At 41.0% G+C, this 20,930-nt stretch carries 22 protein-coding genes; 13 read left to right on the plus strand and 9 right to left on the minus strand.

What is annotated here, in order from left to right:
• Complete coding sequence (locus tag GO009_RS08010; protein ID WP_163625694.1) at window positions 1-1,788, minus strand: PorP/SprF family type IX secretion system membrane protein; 1,788 nt, start codon at window positions 1,786-1,788, stop codon at window positions 1-3.
• A 272-nt stretch (window positions 1,789-2,060) separates the two neighbouring features.
• Here GO009_RS08010 and GO009_RS08015 point away from each other — a divergent pair, with 272 nt between their 5' ends.
• Both GO009_RS08015 and GO009_RS08020 read left to right on the plus strand, forming a co-directional pair.
• A complete protein-coding gene (locus GO009_RS08015) occupies window positions 2,061-2,540 on the plus strand; it encodes a GNAT family N-acetyltransferase (RefSeq protein ID WP_163625695.1) in 480 nt (159 codons plus the stop codon).
• Between the two features lie 118 nt (window positions 2,541-2,658).
• Window positions 2,659-3,081: a DoxX family protein gene (locus GO009_RS08020; protein WP_163625696.1), complete on the plus strand. Its 423-nt coding sequence runs from the start codon at window positions 2,659-2,661 to the stop codon at window positions 3,079-3,081.
• A 1-nt stretch (window position 3,082) separates the two neighbouring features.
• On the opposite strand, the gene GO009_RS08025 is transcribed toward GO009_RS08020, so the two are convergent.
• Complete coding sequence (locus GO009_RS08025; RefSeq protein WP_163625697.1) at window positions 3,083-5,245, minus strand: TonB-dependent receptor; 2,163 nt, start codon at window positions 5,243-5,245, stop codon at window positions 3,083-3,085.
• 212 nt (window positions 5,246-5,457) lie between these two features.
• On the opposite strand from GO009_RS08025, the gene GO009_RS08030 reads away from it, so the two are divergent.
• Both GO009_RS08030 and GO009_RS08035 read left to right on the plus strand, forming a co-directional pair.
• A complete protein-coding gene (locus tag GO009_RS08030) occupies window positions 5,458-5,877 on the plus strand; it encodes a DUF2141 domain-containing protein (RefSeq protein WP_163625698.1) in 420 nt (139 codons plus the stop codon).
• A 254-nt stretch (window positions 5,878-6,131) separates the two neighbouring features.
• Entirely contained in the window at window positions 6,132-7,073 is a 942-nt protein-coding gene (locus GO009_RS08035) for a LysR substrate-binding domain-containing protein (protein ID WP_163625699.1), read from the plus strand.
• A gap of 31 nt (window positions 7,074-7,104) precedes the next feature.
• Here GO009_RS08035 and GO009_RS08040 read toward each other — a convergent pair whose 3' ends face one another.
• Window positions 7,105-7,302: a hypothetical protein gene (locus GO009_RS08040; RefSeq protein ID WP_163625700.1), complete on the minus strand. Its 198-nt coding sequence runs from the start codon at window positions 7,300-7,302 to the stop codon at window positions 7,105-7,107.
• A 112-nt stretch (window positions 7,303-7,414) separates the two neighbouring features.
• Here GO009_RS08040 and GO009_RS08045 point away from each other — a divergent pair, with 112 nt between their 5' ends.
• On the plus strand, window positions 7,415-8,707 hold the full coding sequence (locus GO009_RS08045) for a D-alanyl-D-alanine carboxypeptidase (protein WP_239057420.1): 1,293 nt from the start codon (window positions 7,415-7,417) through the stop codon (window positions 8,705-8,707).
• Here the strand turns inward: GO009_RS08045 and GO009_RS08050 are convergent.
• Window positions 8,701-9,288 (minus strand): NUDIX domain-containing protein, encoded by a 588-nt coding sequence (locus GO009_RS08050; RefSeq protein WP_239057422.1) that lies wholly within the window; start codon window positions 9,286-9,288, stop codon window positions 8,701-8,703. The two genes, GO009_RS08045 and GO009_RS08050, sit on opposite strands and share 7 nt — an antisense overlap.
• A 130-nt stretch (window positions 9,289-9,418) precedes the next feature.
• On the opposite strand from GO009_RS08050, the gene GO009_RS08055 reads away from it, so the two are divergent.
• Window positions 9,419-10,975, plus strand: coding sequence for a M81 family metallopeptidase (locus tag GO009_RS08055; protein ID WP_163625701.1), 1,557 nt, complete (start codon window positions 9,419-9,421; stop codon window positions 10,973-10,975).
• On the opposite strand, the gene GO009_RS08060 is transcribed toward GO009_RS08055, so the two are convergent.
• The 5 genes from GO009_RS08060 to GO009_RS08080 all read right to left on the minus strand — a co-directional run bounded on the left by GO009_RS08060 (window position 10,972) and on the right by GO009_RS08080 (window position 14,231).
• Window positions 10,972-11,625: a DUF2461 domain-containing protein gene (locus tag GO009_RS08060; protein ID WP_163625702.1), complete on the minus strand. Its 654-nt coding sequence runs from the start codon at window positions 11,623-11,625 to the stop codon at window positions 10,972-10,974. The genes GO009_RS08055 and GO009_RS08060 overlap by 4 nt on opposite strands.
• Before the next feature lie 58 nt (window positions 11,626-11,683).
• On the minus strand, window positions 11,684-12,046 hold the full coding sequence (locus GO009_RS08065) for a four helix bundle protein (RefSeq protein WP_163625703.1): 363 nt from the start codon (window positions 12,044-12,046) through the stop codon (window positions 11,684-11,686).
• Window positions 12,047-12,114: 68 nt separating this feature from the next.
• A complete protein-coding gene (locus GO009_RS08070) occupies window positions 12,115-12,915 on the minus strand; it encodes a TIGR00266 family protein (protein WP_163625704.1) in 801 nt (266 codons plus the stop codon).
• A gap of 71 nt (window positions 12,916-12,986) precedes the next feature.
• A complete protein-coding gene (locus GO009_RS08075) occupies window positions 12,987-13,700 on the minus strand; it encodes a CPBP family intramembrane glutamic endopeptidase (protein ID WP_163625705.1) in 714 nt (237 codons plus the stop codon).
• Between the two features lie 75 nt (window positions 13,701-13,775).
• Complete coding sequence (locus GO009_RS08080; protein WP_163625706.1) at window positions 13,776-14,231, minus strand: DUF4442 domain-containing protein; 456 nt, start codon at window positions 14,229-14,231, stop codon at window positions 13,776-13,778.
• Window positions 14,232-14,400: 169 nt separating this feature from the next.
• Here GO009_RS08080 and GO009_RS08085 point away from each other — a divergent pair, with 169 nt between their 5' ends.
• The 7 genes from GO009_RS08085 to GO009_RS08115 all read left to right on the plus strand — a co-directional run bounded on the left by GO009_RS08085 (window position 14,401) and on the right by GO009_RS08115 (window position 20,887).
• On the plus strand, window positions 14,401-14,883 hold the full coding sequence (locus tag GO009_RS08085) for a DUF4870 domain-containing protein (RefSeq protein ID WP_127137725.1): 483 nt from the start codon (window positions 14,401-14,403) through the stop codon (window positions 14,881-14,883).
• 231 nt (window positions 14,884-15,114) lie between these two features.
• Window positions 15,115-15,444 (plus strand): PadR family transcriptional regulator, encoded by a 330-nt coding sequence (locus GO009_RS08090; protein ID WP_014031488.1) that lies wholly within the window; start codon window positions 15,115-15,117, stop codon window positions 15,442-15,444.
• 9 nt (window positions 15,445-15,453) lie between these two features.
• Entirely contained in the window at window positions 15,454-17,178 is a 1,725-nt protein-coding gene (locus tag GO009_RS08095) for a PspC domain-containing protein (RefSeq protein ID WP_163625707.1), read from the plus strand.
• Between the two features lie 37 nt (window positions 17,179-17,215).
• A complete protein-coding gene (locus GO009_RS08100) occupies window positions 17,216-17,821 on the plus strand; it encodes a DUF2807 domain-containing protein (protein WP_163625708.1) in 606 nt (201 codons plus the stop codon).
• 178 nt (window positions 17,822-17,999) lie between these two features.
• Entirely contained in the window at window positions 18,000-18,722 is a 723-nt protein-coding gene (locus GO009_RS08105; RefSeq protein ID WP_163625709.1) for a head GIN domain-containing protein, read from the plus strand.
• A gap of 108 nt (window positions 18,723-18,830) precedes the next feature.
• Window positions 18,831-19,841, plus strand: a complete 1,011-nt coding sequence (locus GO009_RS08110) for a dipeptide epimerase (protein ID WP_163625710.1) — start codon at window positions 18,831-18,833, stop codon at window positions 19,839-19,841.
• Window positions 19,841-20,887: a pyridoxal phosphate-dependent aminotransferase family protein gene (locus GO009_RS08115; protein WP_163625711.1), complete on the plus strand. Its 1,047-nt coding sequence runs from the start codon at window positions 19,841-19,843 to the stop codon at window positions 20,885-20,887. The genes GO009_RS08110 and GO009_RS08115 overlap by 1 nt, the downstream gene beginning before the upstream one ends.
• Window positions 20,888-20,930: the final 43 nt, after the last annotated feature.

Genomic DNA, 20,930 nt, shown 5'->3' on the forward strand with positions numbered 1-20,930 from the left:
CTATTCTATATCTTGAAAATTGGTATCCGCCCAATTGGAATACCTCGGGTTCTCAACATGCATGATCCAAATTTCGTCTTGGTACTTGCCCTTCATTTTTGATTGATATGCAGCGTATGCCATTTCATTTTCTTCATATTTTGCCAAATACACATAATTGAGACCGTTATCCGGGTTCCTGAAGTATTGTGCCTGCAATCCCTTGCTTTTCAATTCTTTCATAAAGTTTTTTAGGTAGGTCTCATTTTTGAAAACGTTGGCCACAATATAGTGCCCTTGCCCTACTCCTTCAAGGTCAATGTATTTTTCAATGGGCTTAAACGCACCTCCATGAAAAGTTCCTTCACTTTTCTTGTTGGATTCTTTAACGACCGATTTGGAGTTATCTGCAAGAGCTTGTGCAGTCGAAGCTTCAATTTCATTGTAAACAGAGTCCAAATCCTTGTTGTCCGCCAAATATAGTTTTTGGGCCTTGGTCTCAATATCGGGAATCTCATCCCCATTGTGCCTTTTCACGATTCGCATAACCATCTCAAAGCGTTTTTCCATTTCTTGTTCCCTGTCCTGTTTCATGGAATCTATTTTGTAAAGGAGGTCATCAATTACAGCGTAGCTATCTTCTTGCTGCTCCTGCAATTGTGCTACGCGCTCTTCCCAATAGGCTCTGTCCTCTTTATTGGAGGGACGCAGAGTGGTTTCTACATCCAACTTGCCATGTTGCTTTGCTTTTGCGGTTTCATCGCTTGCTTCAGCAACAGCCGTATTTTCAACCTTCTTTTTCTCTTCATCGTCGTTGGAAACGAATGTGTTTTTGGAAAGATTGGGAACAAAAGAATAAGCAATTGAAATTTCGTGGGTTACACCAAGGTTGGCAATGTTGCTGTTCAAGCTTTTTTCAAAATTATATCCAAAGGACAATCGTTGGTTCAAATTGAATCCAGTACCGGCCGATGCACCATAAAATTGGTCGTATCCACCTTGAATCCAACCCAATTTGGGAAGATCCAAAATAATCCCTCCTCCAAAGATAGGGTCTTCGCTCCCTTCAAATCGTGCTCGTGCCAGGGGCATTAATCTCCCATCCTCAAAAACACCTCTTCCATTTTCCAACTCTTTAACAAACTGTACGTGACCTGAAAAAGTTTTTTGGTTTAGGTTGCTCAGGGATTTTCCTGACCTTAAATTATAATCCACCAAATTTTGAGCGAACACTCCAAAGTCGAATTTGCCCAAACTAAGGTTAAGTCCTGGCTGGAACGATATTACAGAACTTTCCTCAGCTTCCATCAAAATGGGATCTCCTCCCTGAGTTACCGCTCTACTAGGATCATAGCCTGTTACATAGTAAGGGATATTCACCCCAAAGGTTAAGCTACTCTCTTCTCCCAACTGGATACCGTGGGAATAATTGGCCATGACACCTAAATTGGAAATGACCCCTTCATGCTGGTTATATAAGCTGAACCCAAGTCCAACCCTATCGTTCAATCTACCGCTGTAACTCAAAAAGTAGTTCTGGCGATTGTTTTCGAAATCAGCACTTTGACTGCGATGGAAAAAGTTGATGTACGATTTATCCTCACGTATTGATGAAAAGGTAGGATTGATCAGAAATCGGTTGAACTTCAACAAATTCTGAAATGGTACATCGTAACTAACATAGGGGTTGCTTTCTTCTTGGGCCTGTAACGGGAAACCAAGAAGAGTAAAAATCAGAAACCCATATACATAATGCTTAAGTAGAGGCGGAAATGTGATTTGGGGGAACGGGGGTAGTTTTATCTCCATAGCCGATTGGGATTTGTAGGTTAATATTCCTGATTGGGACAGGACCATATGTTTTTGATAGTCTCATTCGCAAGATTTGGGACTTGTAAGAATTTTATGACTAATTATAATGTAAATCTACATATTTTATCGTCCAACAGGTAATTTTTTCGTTGAACGGTCTATTGAATTGATAGATAAGCAGTTTGAATTCATAAAAATTGAATTTCAGTTTATAAAATGTTCTGGAATTAAATTTATTTTTGACAAAAAAATTCAAAATATTCCCCAACATGGATGCGTCTTTTACCATTGTTCCCTATTCTGAAACTTATAAAGATGCTTTTAGGAGCCTGAACGAGGAATGGATTACCAAATATTTTCAGATGGAGGAAATGGACCGTGTTGCGCTCCACCATCCCAAAGAATATATTTTGGACAAAGGCGGGTATATTGCGGTAGCTTTAATAAATGGGGAACCGGTGGGAGTTTGCGCTTTAATTCCTTGCCAATATGCCGGTTATGATTTTGAACTTTCTAAAATGGGCGTCTCCCCCAAAGCGCAAGGCAAAGGTATAGGCAAATTGTTGGGACAGCACATTATTGATAAAGCCAAAGGGTTGGGAGCCCAAAAAATATTTTTGGAGAGCAATCGAAAATTGGCCCCGGCCCTATCGCTTTACAAAAAATTAGGTTTTAAGGAAATGACCAAAATTTCGTCACCTTATGCCCGTAGCGATATTCAAATGGAATTAACAATAACCTCTGCCTAGTACTGCACATGCCAGGTTTGTACCTGTCTTACATTTTTGTAAGGTTTTAAACGACCACCTATTTACTATATCGTTAAAAATGAGTATCTTATAGTGTCAAACCTTAAACCTCATTGTCATGGCTCTAATAAAATCGCTCAATAAATGGGCAAATGCCCGTACTTATCTCCTCTTGGACTTGATCAGAGTTATGCTTGGTATCATCTTTTTTGTCAAGGGAATCGAGTTTATGACCAATTTCACAGAAATGGAGCGAATGGCACGTCCTTTTGAAGGGGTGCCAGGGGGCATGTTCATTCTGCATTATATAGCTCCTGCTCATTTTGTTGGTGGTATTCTTATCGTTGTAGGATTGCTGACTAGATGGGCCTGTATTGCACAGCTACCCATACTTTTGGGTGCCGTTCTTACTAATTTCTTGGGCGAGATGGACACCAACAACCTTATGTTGGCCATCATTGTTTTATTAGCTACCCTCTTCTTTATTGTTTATGGTTCCGGGAAACATTCTGTGGATTATTACCTTAAAATGCAGCAATAGTCTATAAATTGTCCAGTTGGTTGCTCTTGCCATCCGAGCTTATCGTCCAGAAAAATCCAATAAAGAAGAAACTGTCGGCCGGTGGAGTAATTGCTCTTCTATTGAATACTCCGTTAGCATCCGGAACTTCTGCATATTGATAATTGCTCACATTATTGAAACTCAAAAGATTGCTCACCGAGAAGTACAAAATCTTTTGTTGGTCAATAAGATAGGCCCAATTGAAGCTAAGATTGTTGTAAGACTTTGTCTTTTCCGTCATAAAACCAGGTATATTGGGATTGTGGTACGGCCTACCGGAACCATACGAATAAGAAAACCCAACTTGGGACCTTAGCTTATCCACCCAATATTTGGTAACCAACGATACATTATGTTTTGGCGCAAAGTTAGGCGTTGCCCTTTCGGGAAAGTTTCGATAGTTCCGTTCAGTATCCAAAAAGGAATACGAGAACCAATAATCCAAGTTCTCTATGCTCTTGCTATCCCTCCAAAAAACATCGACGCCCTTGGCATACCCGCCTCCCGAATTGGTGTAATTGGAATTGAACTGTGGCGCATCCGTATCATATTTGACCAACTGGTCATAATCCTTATAATAGGCCTCGGTCCTAAAAGTTTTCCCATTATTGATGTATTGATAATTGAGGATATAGTGCGATGCTTTTTCCATGTCCAAATTTTGCGTGAACTTAACCACTTCGGTAAGCGGCCGCTGATAAAAATCGCCATAGGCCAAAGAAAACTGCCCGTCCTCTCCCGGTTTATAGGCCAAAGACACCCTTGGCGATATTGTAAACCCATCCAGCAAGCTGCTGTGCGCCCCCCGGATACCCAGCTTCATGGCGAACTTGTTGCTCAGGAAAATATCTGATTCTGCAAAAGCGGCCCATAAACCATCATTATAACCACTATTGAACTCATCCAAATCAACATCTGTGTAGGTTTCATCATAATTGGTATTGAAATACTCTGCTCCAAAACTCAAATCATACCGATTACTAAAATTTTTACGTGCCTTTATCTTGATATGTGATGAGGTTTCCTTGGCATCGACCTTGTCTTCCTGTATACCGATATCATTGGTGTCCCAAGCAATAGATGCTCCAGAAGTCAAACTCCAGTCGTTGGCAAAAAAGTATTTATAGGACGAATTAAAGTATAAGTTGTTGTTCTTGAGACGGAAACGTACGTAATCATCAAAATTGATGTCCTCCTGTTCAATATCCAGATTGGAATGGTTGAATCCCGTGTACAGTTTAAACATACTCTTTTCACCTTTGCTTCTAAAAACCGCTTCCCCAGAAATGGATTCGTACGGGATGTTCCAACGAACACCTTGGGTGGATGGAATCAAAGCCTCATAAGGGGCAAGATTCATGTAAGATGTATTGATGCTGAGCGATTGGTCGCCCCAAATCTTTGTATGCCCCACTCCACCCCCAACACTCATTATGGAAATATCCGTTTTCTCCTGTAACGGCACATCCGTAGTATTCAACAAAAGTACACTGGACAGGGCCTGCCCATACTCCGCCGAATAACCTCCCGTGCTAAAAGAAATCCCTTTAAAAAGAAATGGTGAAAATCTGCCACGGGTCGGTGTATTATTGGGTGTGGCATTGAACGGTTGAAAAACACGAAGACCATCTATAAAAACCTGTGTTTCCCCTGCAGTACCTCCACGAACGAACAAACGACCATCCTCGTTTACCGTTGTGGTTCCAGGTAGTGTTTGCAAAGCAGCCACAAAATCGCCCGCAGCCCCTGCTGTGGTAACAATATCCAACGGTTTCAGCACAGACACCTTGGAATTATCTCCTGCCTCAAAGGTTCCCGCGGTCAAAGTAACACCCGACAACGAATTGACGGACTCCATCAATTTAATATGTAAATCCTTAAAATAGGAAACATCTCCTGCCTCGTAGTGTGGTTCGTAGGACAACATGGAAACAACCAGGGTCTGCATTCCCTCTTCAGTTGTCTCAAAGCTAAAATTACCGTCGGCATCCGATGAGGCGCCATCGTAAGTTCCTTCCAAATAAATGTTGGCACCTTCGATGGGGTTGTTTTTGGCATCGGTAACTTTTCCATTGATGGTCTGCTGTGCAAAAACAACTCCGGTACTTAATAATAATGTAATTAGATTGATGATGATTTTCATGACTGATCGTTTTGATTGATGCCACAAAATTGCTCTTGAACACCTTACCAAACGAAAAGGAAATACTCAATTGTAGTTTTTTATTGCTGAATTGAATTACAGTTTTCACTTTGCAGTTCACTCCAAAAAATCAACATTTCGGTAGGTTGAAATTTTTATAGACGGTCTTCTTTCTGAATTTTGGAGTAGACAAAACATCAAATACAAATAGTATGAAAACTGTTACACTAGCTTTAAGTTTCCTCTTTGTAAGCATCATTGCCATGGCACAAGAAAAAACCAACGTAGCTATTACCGTTACCATCGACAACCTAACCAGTGATGAAGGAAAAGTGCTTGCAGGCCTACACACCGCCGAAACTTTTATGAAAGGTCCAGGCATACAAAACTTGGAAAGTACCATTGAAAACGGAAAAGCAATCTTGAAGTTCAATAACGTAAAACCAGGCACCTATGCCGTTATGGCCCTGCACGATGCTAACGAAAACAACCGAATGGATTATCAGTCCAACGGGATGCCAAAAGAAAGCTACGGGATGTCTGGCAACGATATGACCATGGGGCCACCAACTTTTAACAGTGCCAAGTTTACTGTTGGCGATGAGGATTTGGAAATGAACATCCGGTTTTAATCAAAAAACAACAGTCAATTATCAGAAGAACCCGTCTAAAAAGCTTGTAGCCTGTCAGTTCGAGCGCAGTCGAGAACCTGAATAACATTGATAACCAATAGGTTTCGACTACGCTCAACCTGACAAAGTCAAAATTTTGTTGCTTTTTAGACGGACTCTTAGCTTTAATACAATCTGCGCCTTTTAGGATTCTTTCTTTTCTATAGACTAACCTAATGGTTTTTTATACTTTTATGCCCTAAACTTAGAATTGAATGACCATTACCCAGCTTCAATATGTGTTAGCTGTTGCCGAGCACAAGAACTTTACCCTTGCCGCAGAAAAAAGTTTTGTTACCCAACCCACCTTGAGCATGCAGGTACAAAAGTTGGAGGACGAACTCGATGTCCTCATTTTTGACAGGGGCAAAAAACCCATCACCATTACCGAAGTAGGGGAAAAAATTGTGGCCCAGGCAAAGAACATTGTTGCCGAAGCGGAACGCATCAAAGATATTGTGGATCAAGACAAAGGGTATGTTGGGGGAGATTACACTCTTGGAATAATACCTACGGTTATGCCTACTTTACTGCCCATGTTCCTAAATGCATTCATAAAAAAGTATCCCAAGGTTAACCTCATCATCAAGGAGCAATCCACCCAAACCATGATCAAAAATATTATGGATGGGCATTTGGATGCTGGAATAGCCGCAACACCGCTAGAAATTGAGTTTATCAAAGAACGCCCATTATATTATGAGCCTTTTGTAGGTTACGTCCCAAAAAATCATAGGCTGGCATCAGAAAATGAAATATCTACGGATGATCTGGATGTAAATGATATTCTTTTGTTGCAGGATGGCCATTGCTTTCGAGAAGGGGTGATCAACCTTTGCAAGGCCTCCAAAAACCGACATGGTGACCATTTTAAAATTGAAAGTGGAAGTTTTGAGACCTTGGTCAGTTTAGCGGATGAAGGCATGGGAATGACCCTGTTGCCCTACTTGAATACCCTACACTTGGAAGAGGACAAGAGTACTAACCTAAAATCCTTCCAAAAACCTACTCCGGCACGTGAAATAAGTTTGATTTACCATAAAAGCGAACTGAAAATACAAATTACGGATGCTCTCAGAGAGGTAATCTCCAGTATTGTTCGTGGAGCAATTGCTTTTCAGGATGTGAAAATCATCAGCCCTTTAAACAAAAATTAAAGAGCCGCTTTTCAGCGGCTCTAGTTAGTGTTTATGCTTTTAATAGTAATAATGTTGATTGTAATTCTGGCTTGTCTACAAGATAAAATTGTAACCAGATTTTAAGCTCTTCCACTTCACTTGGCAATAATCTAGAAATAGCTTTCTGAAGTTCCCTAGCAAAGAGTTTAACATCAAAACTCACCTTTTGAAGGATTGTTTTGGTGTAATCTAACATAGCTCTAGGCATAATAATTTGATTAAATTGGAAATAATAGGTTGTCTCCTAAATTAGTAAAAAACACGTTTAAAAAACCTAAGTTTCAGTTAAAAAATAAATACCTTGTTGTTAAAATTGATCAATGCCCTATATGAACCAACCACAGATAAAACCTATTAAGCTTCTGTTTTTCAGTGTTTTGATGATTTCTTTTTTATTAACTGGATGTAGTTCAATCAAAAAAACACTGAACTCAAAAATTGGGAGCAACAAGCTGAAAAATTCTTTTCATGGCCTTGTAATTATTGATGCCAATACTAAAAAAGAGGTCTATAGTCATAATGGCGACAAATACTTTACCCCTGCCAGCAACACAAAGATTGTAACGTTCTACACGGGGATGAAATTACTTCCGAAAAACATCCCAACCCTAAAATATATCGTTGCCAACGACACTTTATTTATTGAAGGTGCCGGTGACCCATCATGGTTGCACCCCTATTTTCAGGATAGCACGGCAATAGATTGGTTAAAAAATCAGGAAACCATTGCTCTTTACACCAAAAATCACAACGAACCGCGCTATGGACCTGGTTGGGCCTGGGAAGATTACGACACCTATTTTTCGCCCGAGAAATCCACTTTGCCTCTTTACGGCAATGTAGCAACCATTTCCAACACCAACGGATTGGAAGTTTCTCCAAAAACGTTCGCCGATAAAATCATAATTAAGGATACCACTTTAAAAAGAGAAGAGTTCCGCAACAAGTTTTATGTCTCCTCAACGGAACAAGACACTTTGGAAATTCCTTTTGTGACCAGTGACAATTTGACCAAAGAATTATTTGAAACTGCACTTGGGAAGAATATTGTTTTAACCCAACATTTTCCATCTGGAGAAAAACAAACATTGTACGGAATAGAAACCGACTCTATTTTTAAGCGTATGCTTTTTAAGAGCGATAACTTTTTGGCAGAGCAATTATTGATGGCTTCCTCGGCCACATTATCCGATACCTTGAGCACCAAAAAAGCCATCGATTTTATGTTGGACAATCATTTAAAGGACTTAGAACATCAGCCCCGTTGGGTAGATGGTTCGGGGCTTTCCCGTTATAATTTGTTTACGCCTCGTTCCTTTGTTCAAATCCTTCAAAAACTATATGAAGAAGTACAGGAAGAACGCCTTTTTGGGATATTTCCGATGTGGGGACCCAACAATACGGTTGAAGAATGGGAAGACCCCACTACGGAGCCGTTCCTCTTTGCCAAATCGGGCTCAGTGGGCAACAACTATAATTTGAGCGGCTATGTGAAGACCAAATCGGGCAAATTGCTCATCTTTAGTTTTATGAACAACCATTTTCGGGTGTCATCATCAGAAATAAGGGAAACCATGTATGCTACCTTAAAGAATCTCTACGAAAACTACTGATGCATAATTCCCTGCACTTGGGCGTATTGCAATAGCATTATAGTCTTGGCATCTTTTATTTCACCGTTTTGCATCATGGCAATCGCTTTTTTAAAATCCAGCTCCAACACCTCAATGTTTTCGGTTTCATCCGCTGCGCCACCGCCCTCACTTACTTTCATGGCATCTTTATACTCACCAACAAAAAAATGAAGAATCTCAGTAACCGAACCGGGTGACATGTAGGCTTCAAAAACCTTTTCCACCTTATCAATTTTATAACCCGTCTCCTCCTCTACCTCCATTTTTATCGTTTCCTCAGCATTGCCCTTTTCCAAAAGTCCCGCACAGACCTCAACCATCATCCCATCATCATTGCCATTCACATACGTGGGCATACGAAACTGTTTGGTAAGCACTACCTTTCTTTTTTCAACATTATAAAGAAGTATGGCGGCACCATTGCCGCGGTCGTATGCTTCTCGAATTTGCTTTTCCCAAATGCCATCGTCCCGTAAATATTCAAAAGTGATTTTTTCTAGGGAATACCAATTGTCCGAAAGCAGCTCTCGCTGCATGTTTCTAATTCTGTTGCTAGCCAAAATGAATAAGTTTTGGTTAAATATACAAGCTTATCCCCTTATCACCTTGAATTACTGCAATCACTTTTGACATCAATATTATTATGTCGATATTTATGTTTTTTGATGAAAACCGACCAAACCCAATATTATGCGTAACCCCTTACTCCTTCTATTACTTTTTGCTATTCTGATAAGTTGTGATAAAAACACCGAAAAAAAACTGCCCCGAATCGCTATTGCTGGCCTTGGAATTGAATCCAGTACGTTTTCGCCCGCCCTTACCCATGAAGAAGCATTCCATCCTAAAATCGGAGATTCCATATTTAACCGCTATCCGTTTATGAATGCGGATTCATCCTTGAGAAAACGAGCCGAATGGGTTCCCACTTTAGTGGGAAAATCATTGCCCGGGGGAACCGTAACTCGAGAAGCTTACGAATCCTTGGTGGGCAAAACACTTACCATGTTGGAGGAAAATATGCCGTACGACGGTCTTTTCTTTGACATTCATGGAGCCATGAGCGTTGTTGGATTGGATGACCCAGAAGGCGACCTCATCAAAAGAATTCGTGAGGTAGTGGGAACCGACGTATTGATTTCGACCTCCATGGATCTCCACGGAAATGTATCCAAACGTTTGGCGCAGCACTCCGATTTGATTACTTGTTACAGAATGGCACCTCATGAAGATGCAACGGAATCCCGCAAACGAGCTGTGGAAAACCTGGTATCGCGATTGGAAAACGGAAAAGGTAAGCCAAAATATAAAGCCTGGGTTCCCGTACCGATTTTGTTACCAGGCGAAAAAACGAGCACCCGAGTGGAGCCAGGTAAAAGTCTGTACGCCAAAGTTCCCGAAGTGGAGCAACAAGAAGGTGTAATCGATGCAGCTATTTGGATTGGCTACGCATGGGCCGATGAACCCCGAAACCATGCCGTGGTTATGGCTACCGGGGATGATAAAAAGCAAGTAACCGAAGGGGCCGAAAAGTTGGCCAATAGCTTTTGGGATGTCCGCGAAGAATTTGAATTCGTGGCCCCCACAAAATCCTACGAAGAAGCATTGGAACTTGCTTTGGCGAGTGACAAAAAACCATTTATGTTGAGTGATATGGGCGACAACCCCACCGCAGGCGGTGCAGGGGATGTTACCTGGACCTTGACCGAACTTTTAAAACGAGGGGAATTCCACACACCTGATGGCAAATCATTGATTTACGCCTCTATTCCCGGGCCTAAATTGGTGGAACAAGCTATGCAAGTTGGCGTTGGCGGAGAAGTCAGTGCTCCTGTTGGTGCCGATATTGACGATAGATATGCCCCACCCCTTATGCTAACGGGAAAAGTTACTGCCATAAAACATGGCGACGTACATGCTGAGACCGAAGTAGTTGTACAAGTGGACAACGCCCATGTAATCGTAACCAAAAAGAGAAAACCGTATCACAGAAAATCCGACTTCACCAATTTGGGACTTACTCCCAGTGAAACGGATATTATTGTAGTCAAAATTGGGTATTTGGTTCCAGAACTTTATAATATGCGTGGGGACTGGATCATGGCACTTACCCCTGGGGGCGTAGATCAAGACTTGGAGCGTTTGGGCCATAAAAGAATCATCAGGCCCATGTTTCCTTATGATAAGGATATGGAACGCCCTGACCTATCGGCTCGCTTGATAAAGGCTTCGGATAATCTGGACTAAACAGTTACCGCTTGGTTTAAATATTGACGAAAGGGTAGCATTTCTTTGTAAACATCAACGATTTTTTCCTTGAAATCATCACTGAGGACGTCTTTCTTGGTCAAGCCATATTCTACTGCAAAGGTTTTGTTCCGCAACAATTCTATATGTGGATGGTCGTTGGAAAACCCTTTGGGCGATGACACCAGTTTTTCGTCTTCATATAAACCTCCGAACATTTTTTTGAAAGAAGGTTTATCAAGAATCGCCTGCAATTCCTCCCCGTTGTAATCGATGGCATCACGGATACTACGAAGGGTTTTGGAATCCGGTCGCCAGCGACCGCCGGCCAGCAAACAATGTTTTAGACCGATTTCAATATAAAAATCGGCAGAATTGGGCGCTTTGTCCAATCCAGCACCAAAATGATCTTTATAAATGGGCTTGTTTGGGTGAAACATCAGATTATTATTGATTCGATTGATACCCTTTTTACCTAGAGTTGGGTAATAATCATCATGAAGCTGAGCCATGGTCATATCCAAATCGTCCAGCCAAGCAATTAAATCATTTCGAAGGGATTTGTACCATTTACGGTTCGCATCCATCCATTCCTTGTTATTGTTTTGTTGCAATTCTTCCAGAAAGTGGAACAGGTCGTTGAAATTCATGGATTGTTCGGTGTTGGATGTTTGATGCTCGGTGTTAAAAGTCTTTAATGGTGTGAAGCTATATCTTGTTTCGAAAAGCTATGATCATGTTCATTAACTTGAAACAACAATCATATAATTTTTCAAATTCCTTATCGGAAATATACGCCCTATTACTAGCCTTATACAAACAAGTCACCACTTCTGCCAGTGAACGCACAAAATAACCCAGAAACTTTCTAAACTCAAGCTTTGATTGAACGATGGAACCTTCAGAAATATTAAGGGCCACCGAATCTGCTGCTCGACAGATTTGGGATGATAAGTTATATGCTTCTTTCTTGGGGAAATCATCGGCAATCAAGTTTATTTGTTCTCCCAAATTCATGGCGTCCTGCCATATATGTAGTTTTTCAAATTTAAACTTCGCTTTTTCAACCACATTAAATCTTTTGAACAATGGATATTTTGCTTCAAGCACCTAACATCGAGCATCAAACCTCCAGCAACTTAAAACCTGTTATCCCCGTCAAGCAAATCCCCAAGGCCACCTAAGATACTGCCTTCTCCTTTGTCTTTTCCGCCTCCTCTGGGTGCAGCGGCCCACACACGGCTGGCCAATCTACTGAACGGCAAAGATTGAATATACACTGTCCCAGGGCCACGCAGTGTAGCGAAGAACAGTCCTTCGCCTCCGAACACCTTGTTACGGATGCCCCCAATAAATTCAATATCGTAGTCTACAGTATGGGAAAAGCCAACGATACAGCCCGTATCCACTCTCAAGGTCTCGCCGGGAGCCAATGTTTTTTTGGCCATGGTTCCACCGGCATGTACAAAGGCCATTCCATCGCCTTCCAGTTTTTGCATAATAAAGCCTTCGCCACCGAAAAAGCCACGTCCCAGGCGTTTGGAGAATTCAATACCAACGGAAACACCTTTTGCGGCACAAAGGAACGCATCTTTTTGGCAGATGAACTTCCCTCCTTTTTCTGATAAATCAATAGGAACAATTTTACCTGGATAGGGTGAAGCAAAGCTTACTTGCTTTTTTCCTTGTCCAATGTTCAGGAAAGCGGTCATAAAAAGGCTCTCGCCCGTGAGCAATCGCTTACCTGCGGAGAATACTTTGCCCAAAACACTGGTATCTTGGTTGGAACCGTCTCCGAAGATGGTATCCATTTTAATGTCCTGGTCCATCATCATAAAAGTGCCTGCTTCGGCAACAACAGCTTCTTGAGGGTCCAGTTCTATTTCCACATATTGCATTTCTTCGCCGTAAATGTGGTAGTCGATTTCGTGTGCGTTCATTTTTTGATTGTTTTTTGATTTCTGTTTATATGTTGATGGATAGGTGGATTTGTTACAGTTCTTTTCAATCTTTATTCCTTGACTAACAATCTAAGCTTTTTGATAGTTAGAATAATACCATAGGCGCTTACAATATATATGATAACGCCTAAAATCATTGGAGAATCCGATACTCCATAAAATTCCAGTTTGGTAATACTAGCTGAAATGTTATGAATGATATGAACCAAAATAATCAACCATAGTGATTTGGTTAGATAATAAATATAGTTATATATAAGGCCTATCAAAAAATAAGCGAATAAGCCTTCCATACTTAAATGCATCATTGAAAAAAGCAATGCGGTAACCACCATGCTAAAGTAGAAGCCATACCTTTCCGATAATGAATTGAAAATAAGATATCTAAATAATATTTCCTCCAAAACTGGGGCTACCAAAATTGATAGGATAGTTGAAACTGTTATATAAGCTCCTTTTTGAAATGGTATTTCCCAAGCTAAAAACCGAAACTCCCCATTTACTAAGTTTCTCCAAAATGGAACATCAACCAAAGTTTGAAAAATAAATAAGAAAACGGATAAGAAGATACATTGTATAACTATACTGTATCGTATTCTATCTGTATTGATAAACCACTTTATTTTTAAAAGTTTAAAGGAAAGTAATATTCCAGCAAGATATATTATTGGAAAAGAGGAAACTAAGACTATGCCTTCCGTTTCATAGGAGAAAAAGTTTAAAGAATTCAAAACATACCAAAGCATTGCTGATATGAAATTCATTAAAACCAATAAAGCTATAAAGTAGAAAAGAACGAGATGTCTTCTTATGAAGTGCACTGTAAAAGTCTTATAACATTATTCTTTCACCTTCACCGTCCACTCAAAATGAAAAGTGGATACCTCTACCCCATCTTGGTTAACGCCTACGGCTTTCATCCAGCAGGTTTGTCCTTCTCCCGTTTCCACGGTTTTTTGGATAGCATCGGCAATGAGTTCGCCATCCTCACAGGTAAAATTGATGCGTCCCGTGGCTTTTTTGGTAAAGGTGGCTTTGTTATTGGCGACGAGCATGGACACTTTTTTGCCGCTTTTTTGGATTTCGTTCATCACCAATGCACCCGTACTTAGCTCTGCTGCCATCCCCTGAACGGCCCAAAACATGGATTTAAACGGATTTTGATTCATCCATTTAAGTTTTACCGTGGTCATTGCTTTTTTATCACCAATATATTTGAGTCGTACCCCGCACCACCATGCCGAAGGGAGCTTCATAAAAGTGAACATATTGATTTTACTGGGTGTAAGTGCCATATACTTTATTTAAGTCTGCCTAAAAATAGGTAAAAAGAAGTTATCCAATATTGTTAATTTTTTGTTAAATCATAGTACTTTGTTTTGCATAGTACCATCTTTTAGATATATATTTGCATCGTAAGCTAATAGGTTAACCCCTTTACAATCAAAAAACATCAATCAGAAAATGGCAACTACAATCACCAAACACGAACGAAATTTATCCGCAATCATCCATGCGTCCATGTTCTCGAAGTACTTTATCCCCTTTGGGAATTTTATACTTCCGTTGATCTTATGGACCGCTAACAAAAAAGAGCATGCGTTTGTCGATTACAACGGCAAACAGGCTCTTAATTTTCAAATTAGTATGTTGCTTTACTCCATCGTGGCAGGTTTGGTCACCATCCCATTCTTTATTGGATTTTGGCCAGACTTGTTCGATTGGAACTTTTTCGGGTTCCACGGGTTGAGCGACCTTAACAACTTAAATATTCATATCGATAGCGACGACTTTAGGTTTGGAAGATTATTCTGGCCTGTTGGTATCTCAGGATTTTTGCAAGTAGCCTTAGGTATTGTGAACATTGTTTTCACCATTTTGGCCACAATCCGAACGAATGAGGGAGAATATTTTAAATACCCATTCACTATAAAATTCATCAAATAATCATAGGAGCCTAATCACCTCCACAATAATCATCATCAATCAAAGTAAAACGGAGTTTAACCATCAATCAAAAAACGAAAAAACAATCATCAATCAAAGAACCGTTTCCACTCCCCTGCCCAATTCAGGGGAATGGAGTGGGAACGTAACCAAACAAAGTTTGGAAGAACAAAAACGAACTGTTAATCAGATGCCGAACCCAGTTCAGCATAAATTTAGAACCATGAAATTATGAACATAGAAAACACAAAAGCACAAATGCGCAAGGGGGTTCTGGAGTATTGCATTTTGTCCATCTTAAAGGATGATGACAAATATGCCTCAGAAATTCTAGGAGCCTTGAAAGACGCAAAGATGTTAGTAGTGGAAGGTACCATATACCCTTTGCTCACAAGGCTTAAGAATGCAGGATTACTCAACTATCGCTGGGAAGAATCCACATCCGGACCTCCCCGCAAATATTACGCGCTAACCGAAACAGGCCAATTGTTCCTTAACGAACTCAATGGCACCTGGGATGAACTAAGAAATGCAGTCAATCTGGTAACCAACACAAAATAGAATCAAAAAATGAACAAGACAGTAAATATAAATTTAGCAAATACGCTCTTCCATATAGACGACGATGCGTATAACAAGCTGAGACGGTACCTGGAGTCCATAAAACGCTCCTTTGCCGGTACCAAGGGAAGCGACGAGATCATTGCCGATATCGAGGCTCGTATCGCCGAGCTCTTTTTGGAGAAAATGGAGAACGAACGCCAAGTAATCACCCATAAAGAGGTAGATCAAGTAATCGACGTTATGGGGCAACCCGAAGATTATATGGTGGACGAGGATATTTTTGAGGACGAACCTAAAAGAACCCATGCAGAACCTACTAGTAGAGCAAAAAAACTATACAGGGACATCGACCACAAATACATTGGTGGTGTTTGCGCAGGTTTGGAGCATTATTTGGGCATCGACGCCCTTTGGGTAAGGCTCATATTTATCCTTTTGGCCGTATTTACCAGTGGTTTTGGGCTTATCGCCTATATCCTACTCTGGATTTTGGTGCCCGAAGCTGCCACAACCTCGCAAAAATTGGATATGCGGGGGGAGCCCGTCAACATCAGCAATATAGAACGCAAAGTTAAAGAGGGGTTTGATGATGTTGCCGAAAAAGTAAAAAGTGTTGACTACGACAAAGTGGGCAACAAGGTCAAAAGCAGCTCCAAGACCTTTTTTGATACCATCGGGGACATTATCCTGTTCCTGTTCAAGGTATTCGGCAAGTTCATAGGCATTTTATTGATCATCATCGGGGCATCCACCCTAGTAGGACTGTTCTTTGGTCTGTTTACCGTAGGCATGTTCGATGCGGTACACGTACCCGGCATAGATTTTTATGAAATCGTGAACACTTCCGGTGCACCAGTATGGGTGGTATCCATCTTGTTGTTCTTTGCCGTGGGGATTCCGTTCTTCTTCCTGTTATATTTAGGTTTGAAGATATTGGTGAACAACCTTAAATCCATCGGAAACATTGCCAAATTCTCCCTGTTGGGCCTTTGGTTAATTTCCGTAGGACTCTTGATTGTGTTCGGCATACGTCAGGCTGCTGAATTCTCGTACACGGGAAGCGTTAACGATAAGACAGAACTTTCGCTAGAAGTACCATCCGACACACTGATCATAAGCATGAAGGACGATGCACATATGGATTACAACCGAGATGATATTCATTTTGGTAGGATGACTTTCGGTTATGACGAAAATGACAACCGTATTCTTATGTCCGATGAAGTGGATATCAAAATAAGAAAGTCCGATACAGATTCCATCAGCATTAATATTAGAAAAGATGCAGATGGTAGCTCAACACCAGCAGCCCGTGACCGCGCCAGAAACATTGAATATGCATACACGGTTGATGGTAATGAAATTGTACTGGACAAATATTTGACCACCGAAACATCCAACAAAGCTAGAAACCAAGAAGTGACCATTACCATTTATGTTCCAGAAAATATGACGGTATATTTTGATGATTCCACCAGCAGGTACATTGGCCGAGGAATCGACAACGATCAAGGTTTTTATAGAAGTGGTATGGCCGGACAACACTGGTTGATGGGTAGTGACGGAGAGTTGCAATGTTTGGATTGCCCAGAAGACGATGACGAGGATAGAGATGGTAACGGTAAAATCATCATCAATGAAGATGGTATCGATATCGACATCAAAGACAACCAAGATTCCTTTGAAATGAAGATTAATGAGGATGGTGTAAAAGTTAAAGCAAAAAACTAGTCAGGTTTACACCTTATAAAGCAATCAAAAAATCAACATGATAAAGTTTATTTCAATATCCATAATTCTGTTCAGTCTCTTCGCAGTACCGACCTGCAAAGCACAGGACAACTCTTCTATCGGGAATAAAGATGGTGCTGTAAAGGAAGAGAAATCCATACCTTCTTTTAAAAGCCTGATTGTTACAACAGCGGGAGACATCTATCTGCACCCTTCTTCGGCAACCACATTGCAGTTGAAAGGGGAAAAAAGCTGTGTGGAAAAAATCAATGTGGCCGTTTCATCAAAAGTCTTGCACATTTCAAGTGAGGACAACCATTCAAATGAATGTCGTGTTAAAATTTATATTGGGACTCCAAGTTTTGATGAAATTCAGCTAAGTGGAGGCGGGTCACTCAAAATAAAGAATGGTTTTGACCCCATAAAGGTTCTCAAGTGTTCTGTGAAAAGCGGAGGGAATCTTGAAATGGCATCAACACCTGTCGATTCTTTGTTTGCCATTGTCCAGGGAGGTGGAAAAATAACTGCACAAGTCAGCACGCTCCTTGATGGAACGGTGAAAGGTGGGGGAACTATTTTTTATACAGGTAAACCCATCATCAAATCGGATATAGCGAATGGTGGTGTAATTAAACGCAGATAATATGAAGGGAACAAAAAATTACAATTGGGGAACGATTTTCTACAATTGAGCATTTTTAAATTCAAACAGCATACATAAAAACAGACATTTACACTGAAATAATTCAGTAGATAACAAATCATTTTTCAAAATCAATCAACAGATGCCCAGCCAAGCTGAGCATAAAAAAACAACAATCATGACAACACTAGCAAGATTAGCCATCGCCGCACTCCTATCCTTATTTGCATCCTCATGCATGATGGATATGAACTTCGGCAACGGAAAAACAGGCAACGGCGAAATCGTGGAAGAAAGCCGCGATGTAAAAGAAGATTTCGACATCGTATCCGCATCGGAAGGGATCGACGTTTTCGTGACCCAAGGGTCCGACTTCAACATTACCGTGGAGGCAGACGAGAACATCATCGACCTTATTGGAACAGATATAAGAGATGGTAAACTAAAAATCCACGCTATCGAGAATATCGGTAGAGCTACCAAAAACGTTTATGTAACCTTACCAGAGATTACAGCTTTGGAAAGCTCGAGCGGAGCAGACCTTATTGCCCAAAGTGTAATAAAATCCAATAACATAGAATTGGACGCCAGTAGCGGTTCGGACATACAGCTAGAGGTTGAAGCCGGAGAAGTTTCTGCAGATGCCAGTAGCGGTGCCGACATCAAGGTTTCTGGACAGGCCGATGCACTTTTTGCTGATGCCAGTAGCGGTTCCGACATTAAGGCGCAAGACCTTATGGTAAAAAGGTGTAACGCAGATGCGAGCAGCGGCGCCGATATCTCCGTAAATGTTTCGGAGTCTTTGGTAGCAGATGCGAGCAGCGGAGCGGATATCAAGTACACAGGCGATGCCAGCGTACAGACCAAAAAATCCGTTTCGGGAAGCGTGCGCAAATATTAATCCAATTCCCTTTACATATGCAAAGGCCCGCTGAGTTTTCAGTGGGCTTTTGCCTTTATTATGTTTGCTCAAAGCCCTATCTTAGCATGATTTAATTTTAGTTAGCCCATGCAGATAACACTAAAAAAATATGTGCTTCAACTGGCCCATACCTTTACTATCTCCAGAGAATCCCGAGATGAGCAAGACACCTTGATTGTTTGCCTCTCGCTAAATGGCAAAACAGGCTATGGTGAAGCCACCTCCAATCCTTATTACAAGATTACCATCGAAGGGATGATGGCCGAAATAGAAGCCGTTAGGGAACAAATAGAAGGATACGATTTTGACACCCCTGAAAACTTTTACGAACATTTAGAGTCCCTGAACCTCCATAAATTTACCCTTTGCGCCTTGGATTTGGCCGCGAACGACTTGTATGGCAAACTAAAGGGTAAACCGCTCTACGAACTTTGGGGCACATCTGCCGAAAAATATCCAATGACGAACTATACCATAGGTATAGATACCATCGAAAAAATGGTGGCCAAGCTCCAGGAAAAACCTTGGCCTTTGTATAAGATCAAATTGGGCACCCCCGATGATGTCGCAATTGTTCAGGAATTGCGAAAACACACTGACAGCATTTTTAGAATTGATGCCAACTGCGCTTGGGGCCCTGAGGAAACTATTAAAAATGCCCCTTTATTAAAAGAACTTGGTGTGGAGTTTTTAGAACAGCCCTTAAAAGCTGATAACTGGGAAGGAATGGCCTTGGTGAAGAAGCAATCCGTTCTTCCCGTTATTGCAGACGAAAGTTGCATCGTAGAAAGCGATGTGGAACAATGCGGAGGCTATTTTCACGGTATCAATATTAAATTGACCAAGTGCGGTGGCCTCACACCTGCACGACGGATGATCAAAAAAGGTAGAGAGCTTGGATTGCAACTTATGGTGGGCTGTATGACGGAATCTACCGTTGGTATTTCTGCCATTGCCCAACTGTTGCCCCAATTGGATTATGTGGATATGGATGGTGCCATGTTGTTAAAAGGAGACATAGCCAAAGGTGTAGAAATTCTGGATAACGGAAAAGTCATTTTTCCTGAACTACCAGGAAGCGGAATAGAACTGCTATAATGGCTTACCAAATTCAAAGTATACCCGATAGAGAGATATTGATTGATGGTAAACCACATTTATATTTTGGGGGCACCTCCTATTTAGGTTTACAAAACTACGCCCCCTTCAAGGAACTGTACTTAAAAAATGTCTCCAAGTATGGAATGCATTATGGTGCTTCCAGAAAATCCAATGTAAAACTGGGTGTTTACGAAGAAGCTGAAAATTATTTGGCTAACTGGGCGGGCAGTGAACGTTGTTTGACCATGTCCAGCGGTTATTTGGCGGCACAATTGGTGGTTCAGACCCTAATAGAGAAAGGACATACCGTAATTGCCGCACCACATGCACATGCCGCACTTTGCACCAGTAGGATAATTAAAACCAAAGGTTGGGAGGAATTGGAGCAGCTGGTATCAAAAGAAATTGCCAAAAACCAACTGATGCCCGTTGTACTTTTTGACACTATTGATTTTTCCGGTGAACAATTTCCAAACTTCAAGGGTTTGAGAAACCTCTCATTGGACAAGGTGATTTTAATCGGAGACGATTCCCATGGTATTGGCATTGTTGGAGAAAACGGAAATGGTTGTTTTAATGTGCTCAAAGCACTGAAACCCGCCAAACTAATGGTTTGTTGTTCGTTGGGCAAGGCATTGGGCATACAGGCAGGGGCTGTTTTTGGTGCTATACAGGACATACAAATGTTGGAATCCACTTCTTTTTATGGAGGAGCAAGCCCTGCATCTCCTGCTTTTATGGCAACGCTGTTGGGTGCCAGAGAAATATATTCCGAACGCTTGGAAAAACTCAGGGACAACTACCGTTATTTTAAATCCATACTAGAAAGTCCCTCCTTTTTTACCCATATGGAAGGACATCCCACTTTTGAATTCGAAAATACCAAAGTGACAATGTCCCTGAACAGAAAAGGATTTGTTTTCACCAATTTTAATTATCCAGACGCCAATGGCCCTATAATAAGCCGTATTGTGCTTAGTGCTTACCATAAAAAAGAGGATGTTCTGCAATTGGTCAATTGTTTGAACACCCTCTTGGGTTGATCATTATATCTCATAAATTGGTTATTTTGCATGCATTAAATAA

It is taken from the genome of Allomuricauda sp. TY007, assembly GCF_010468565.1.
GTDB lineage: Bacteria > Bacteroidota > Bacteroidia > Flavobacteriales > Flavobacteriaceae > Flagellimonas.

Bases quoted from the DNA above. Each gene is read 5' to 3' on its own strand.
- GO009_RS08080 (WP_163625706.1), bottom strand. From the start codon at position 14,231: ATGGCACTTACACCCAGTAAAATCAATATGTTCACTTTTATGAAGCTC.
- GO009_RS08100 (WP_163625708.1), top strand. From the start codon at position 17,216: ATGATAAAGTTTATTTCAATATCCATAATTCTGTTCAGTCTCTTCGCA.
- GO009_RS08115 (WP_163625711.1), top strand. From the start codon at position 19,841: ATGGCTTACCAAATTCAAAGTATACCCGATAGAGAGATATTGATTGAT.
- GO009_RS08025 (WP_163625697.1), bottom strand. From the start codon at position 5,245: ATGAAAATCATCATCAATCTAATTACATTATTATTAAGTACCGGAGTT.
- GO009_RS08085 (WP_127137725.1), top strand. From the start codon at position 14,401: ATGGCAACTACAATCACCAAACACGAACGAAATTTATCCGCAATCATC.
- GO009_RS08055 (WP_163625701.1), top strand. From the start codon at position 9,419: ATGCGTAACCCCTTACTCCTTCTATTACTTTTTGCTATTCTGATAAGT.
- GO009_RS08060 (WP_163625702.1), bottom strand. From the start codon at position 11,625: ATGAATTTCAACGACCTGTTCCACTTTCTGGAAGAATTGCAACAAAAC.
- GO009_RS08105 (WP_163625709.1), top strand. From the start codon at position 18,000: ATGACAACACTAGCAAGATTAGCCATCGCCGCACTCCTATCCTTATTT.
- GO009_RS08015 (WP_163625695.1), top strand. From the start codon at position 2,061: ATGGATGCGTCTTTTACCATTGTTCCCTATTCTGAAACTTATAAAGAT.
- GO009_RS08045 (WP_239057420.1), top strand. From the start codon at position 7,415: ATGCCCTATATGAACCAACCACAGATAAAACCTATTAAGCTTCTGTTT.
- GO009_RS08040 (WP_163625700.1), bottom strand. From the start codon at position 7,302: ATGCCTAGAGCTATGTTAGATTACACCAAAACAATCCTTCAAAAGGTG.
- GO009_RS08110 (WP_163625710.1), top strand. From the start codon at position 18,831: ATGCAGATAACACTAAAAAAATATGTGCTTCAACTGGCCCATACCTTT.
- GO009_RS08095 (WP_163625707.1), top strand. From the start codon at position 15,454: ATGAACAAGACAGTAAATATAAATTTAGCAAATACGCTCTTCCATATA.
- GO009_RS08010 (WP_163625694.1), bottom strand. From the start codon at position 1,788: ATGGAGATAAAACTACCCCCGTTCCCCCAAATCACATTTCCGCCTCTA.
- GO009_RS08035 (WP_163625699.1), top strand. From the start codon at position 6,132: ATGACCATTACCCAGCTTCAATATGTGTTAGCTGTTGCCGAGCACAAG.
- GO009_RS08070 (WP_163625704.1), bottom strand. From the start codon at position 12,915: ATGAACGCACACGAAATCGACTACCACATTTACGGCGAAGAAATGCAA.
- GO009_RS08075 (WP_163625705.1), bottom strand. From the start codon at position 13,700: ATGAATTTCATATCAGCAATGCTTTGGTATGTTTTGAATTCTTTAAAC.
- GO009_RS08090 (WP_014031488.1), top strand. From the start codon at position 15,115: ATGAACATAGAAAACACAAAAGCACAAATGCGCAAGGGGGTTCTGGAG.
- GO009_RS08020 (WP_163625696.1), top strand. From the start codon at position 2,659: ATGGCTCTAATAAAATCGCTCAATAAATGGGCAAATGCCCGTACTTAT.
- GO009_RS08030 (WP_163625698.1), top strand. From the start codon at position 5,458: ATGAAAACTGTTACACTAGCTTTAAGTTTCCTCTTTGTAAGCATCATT.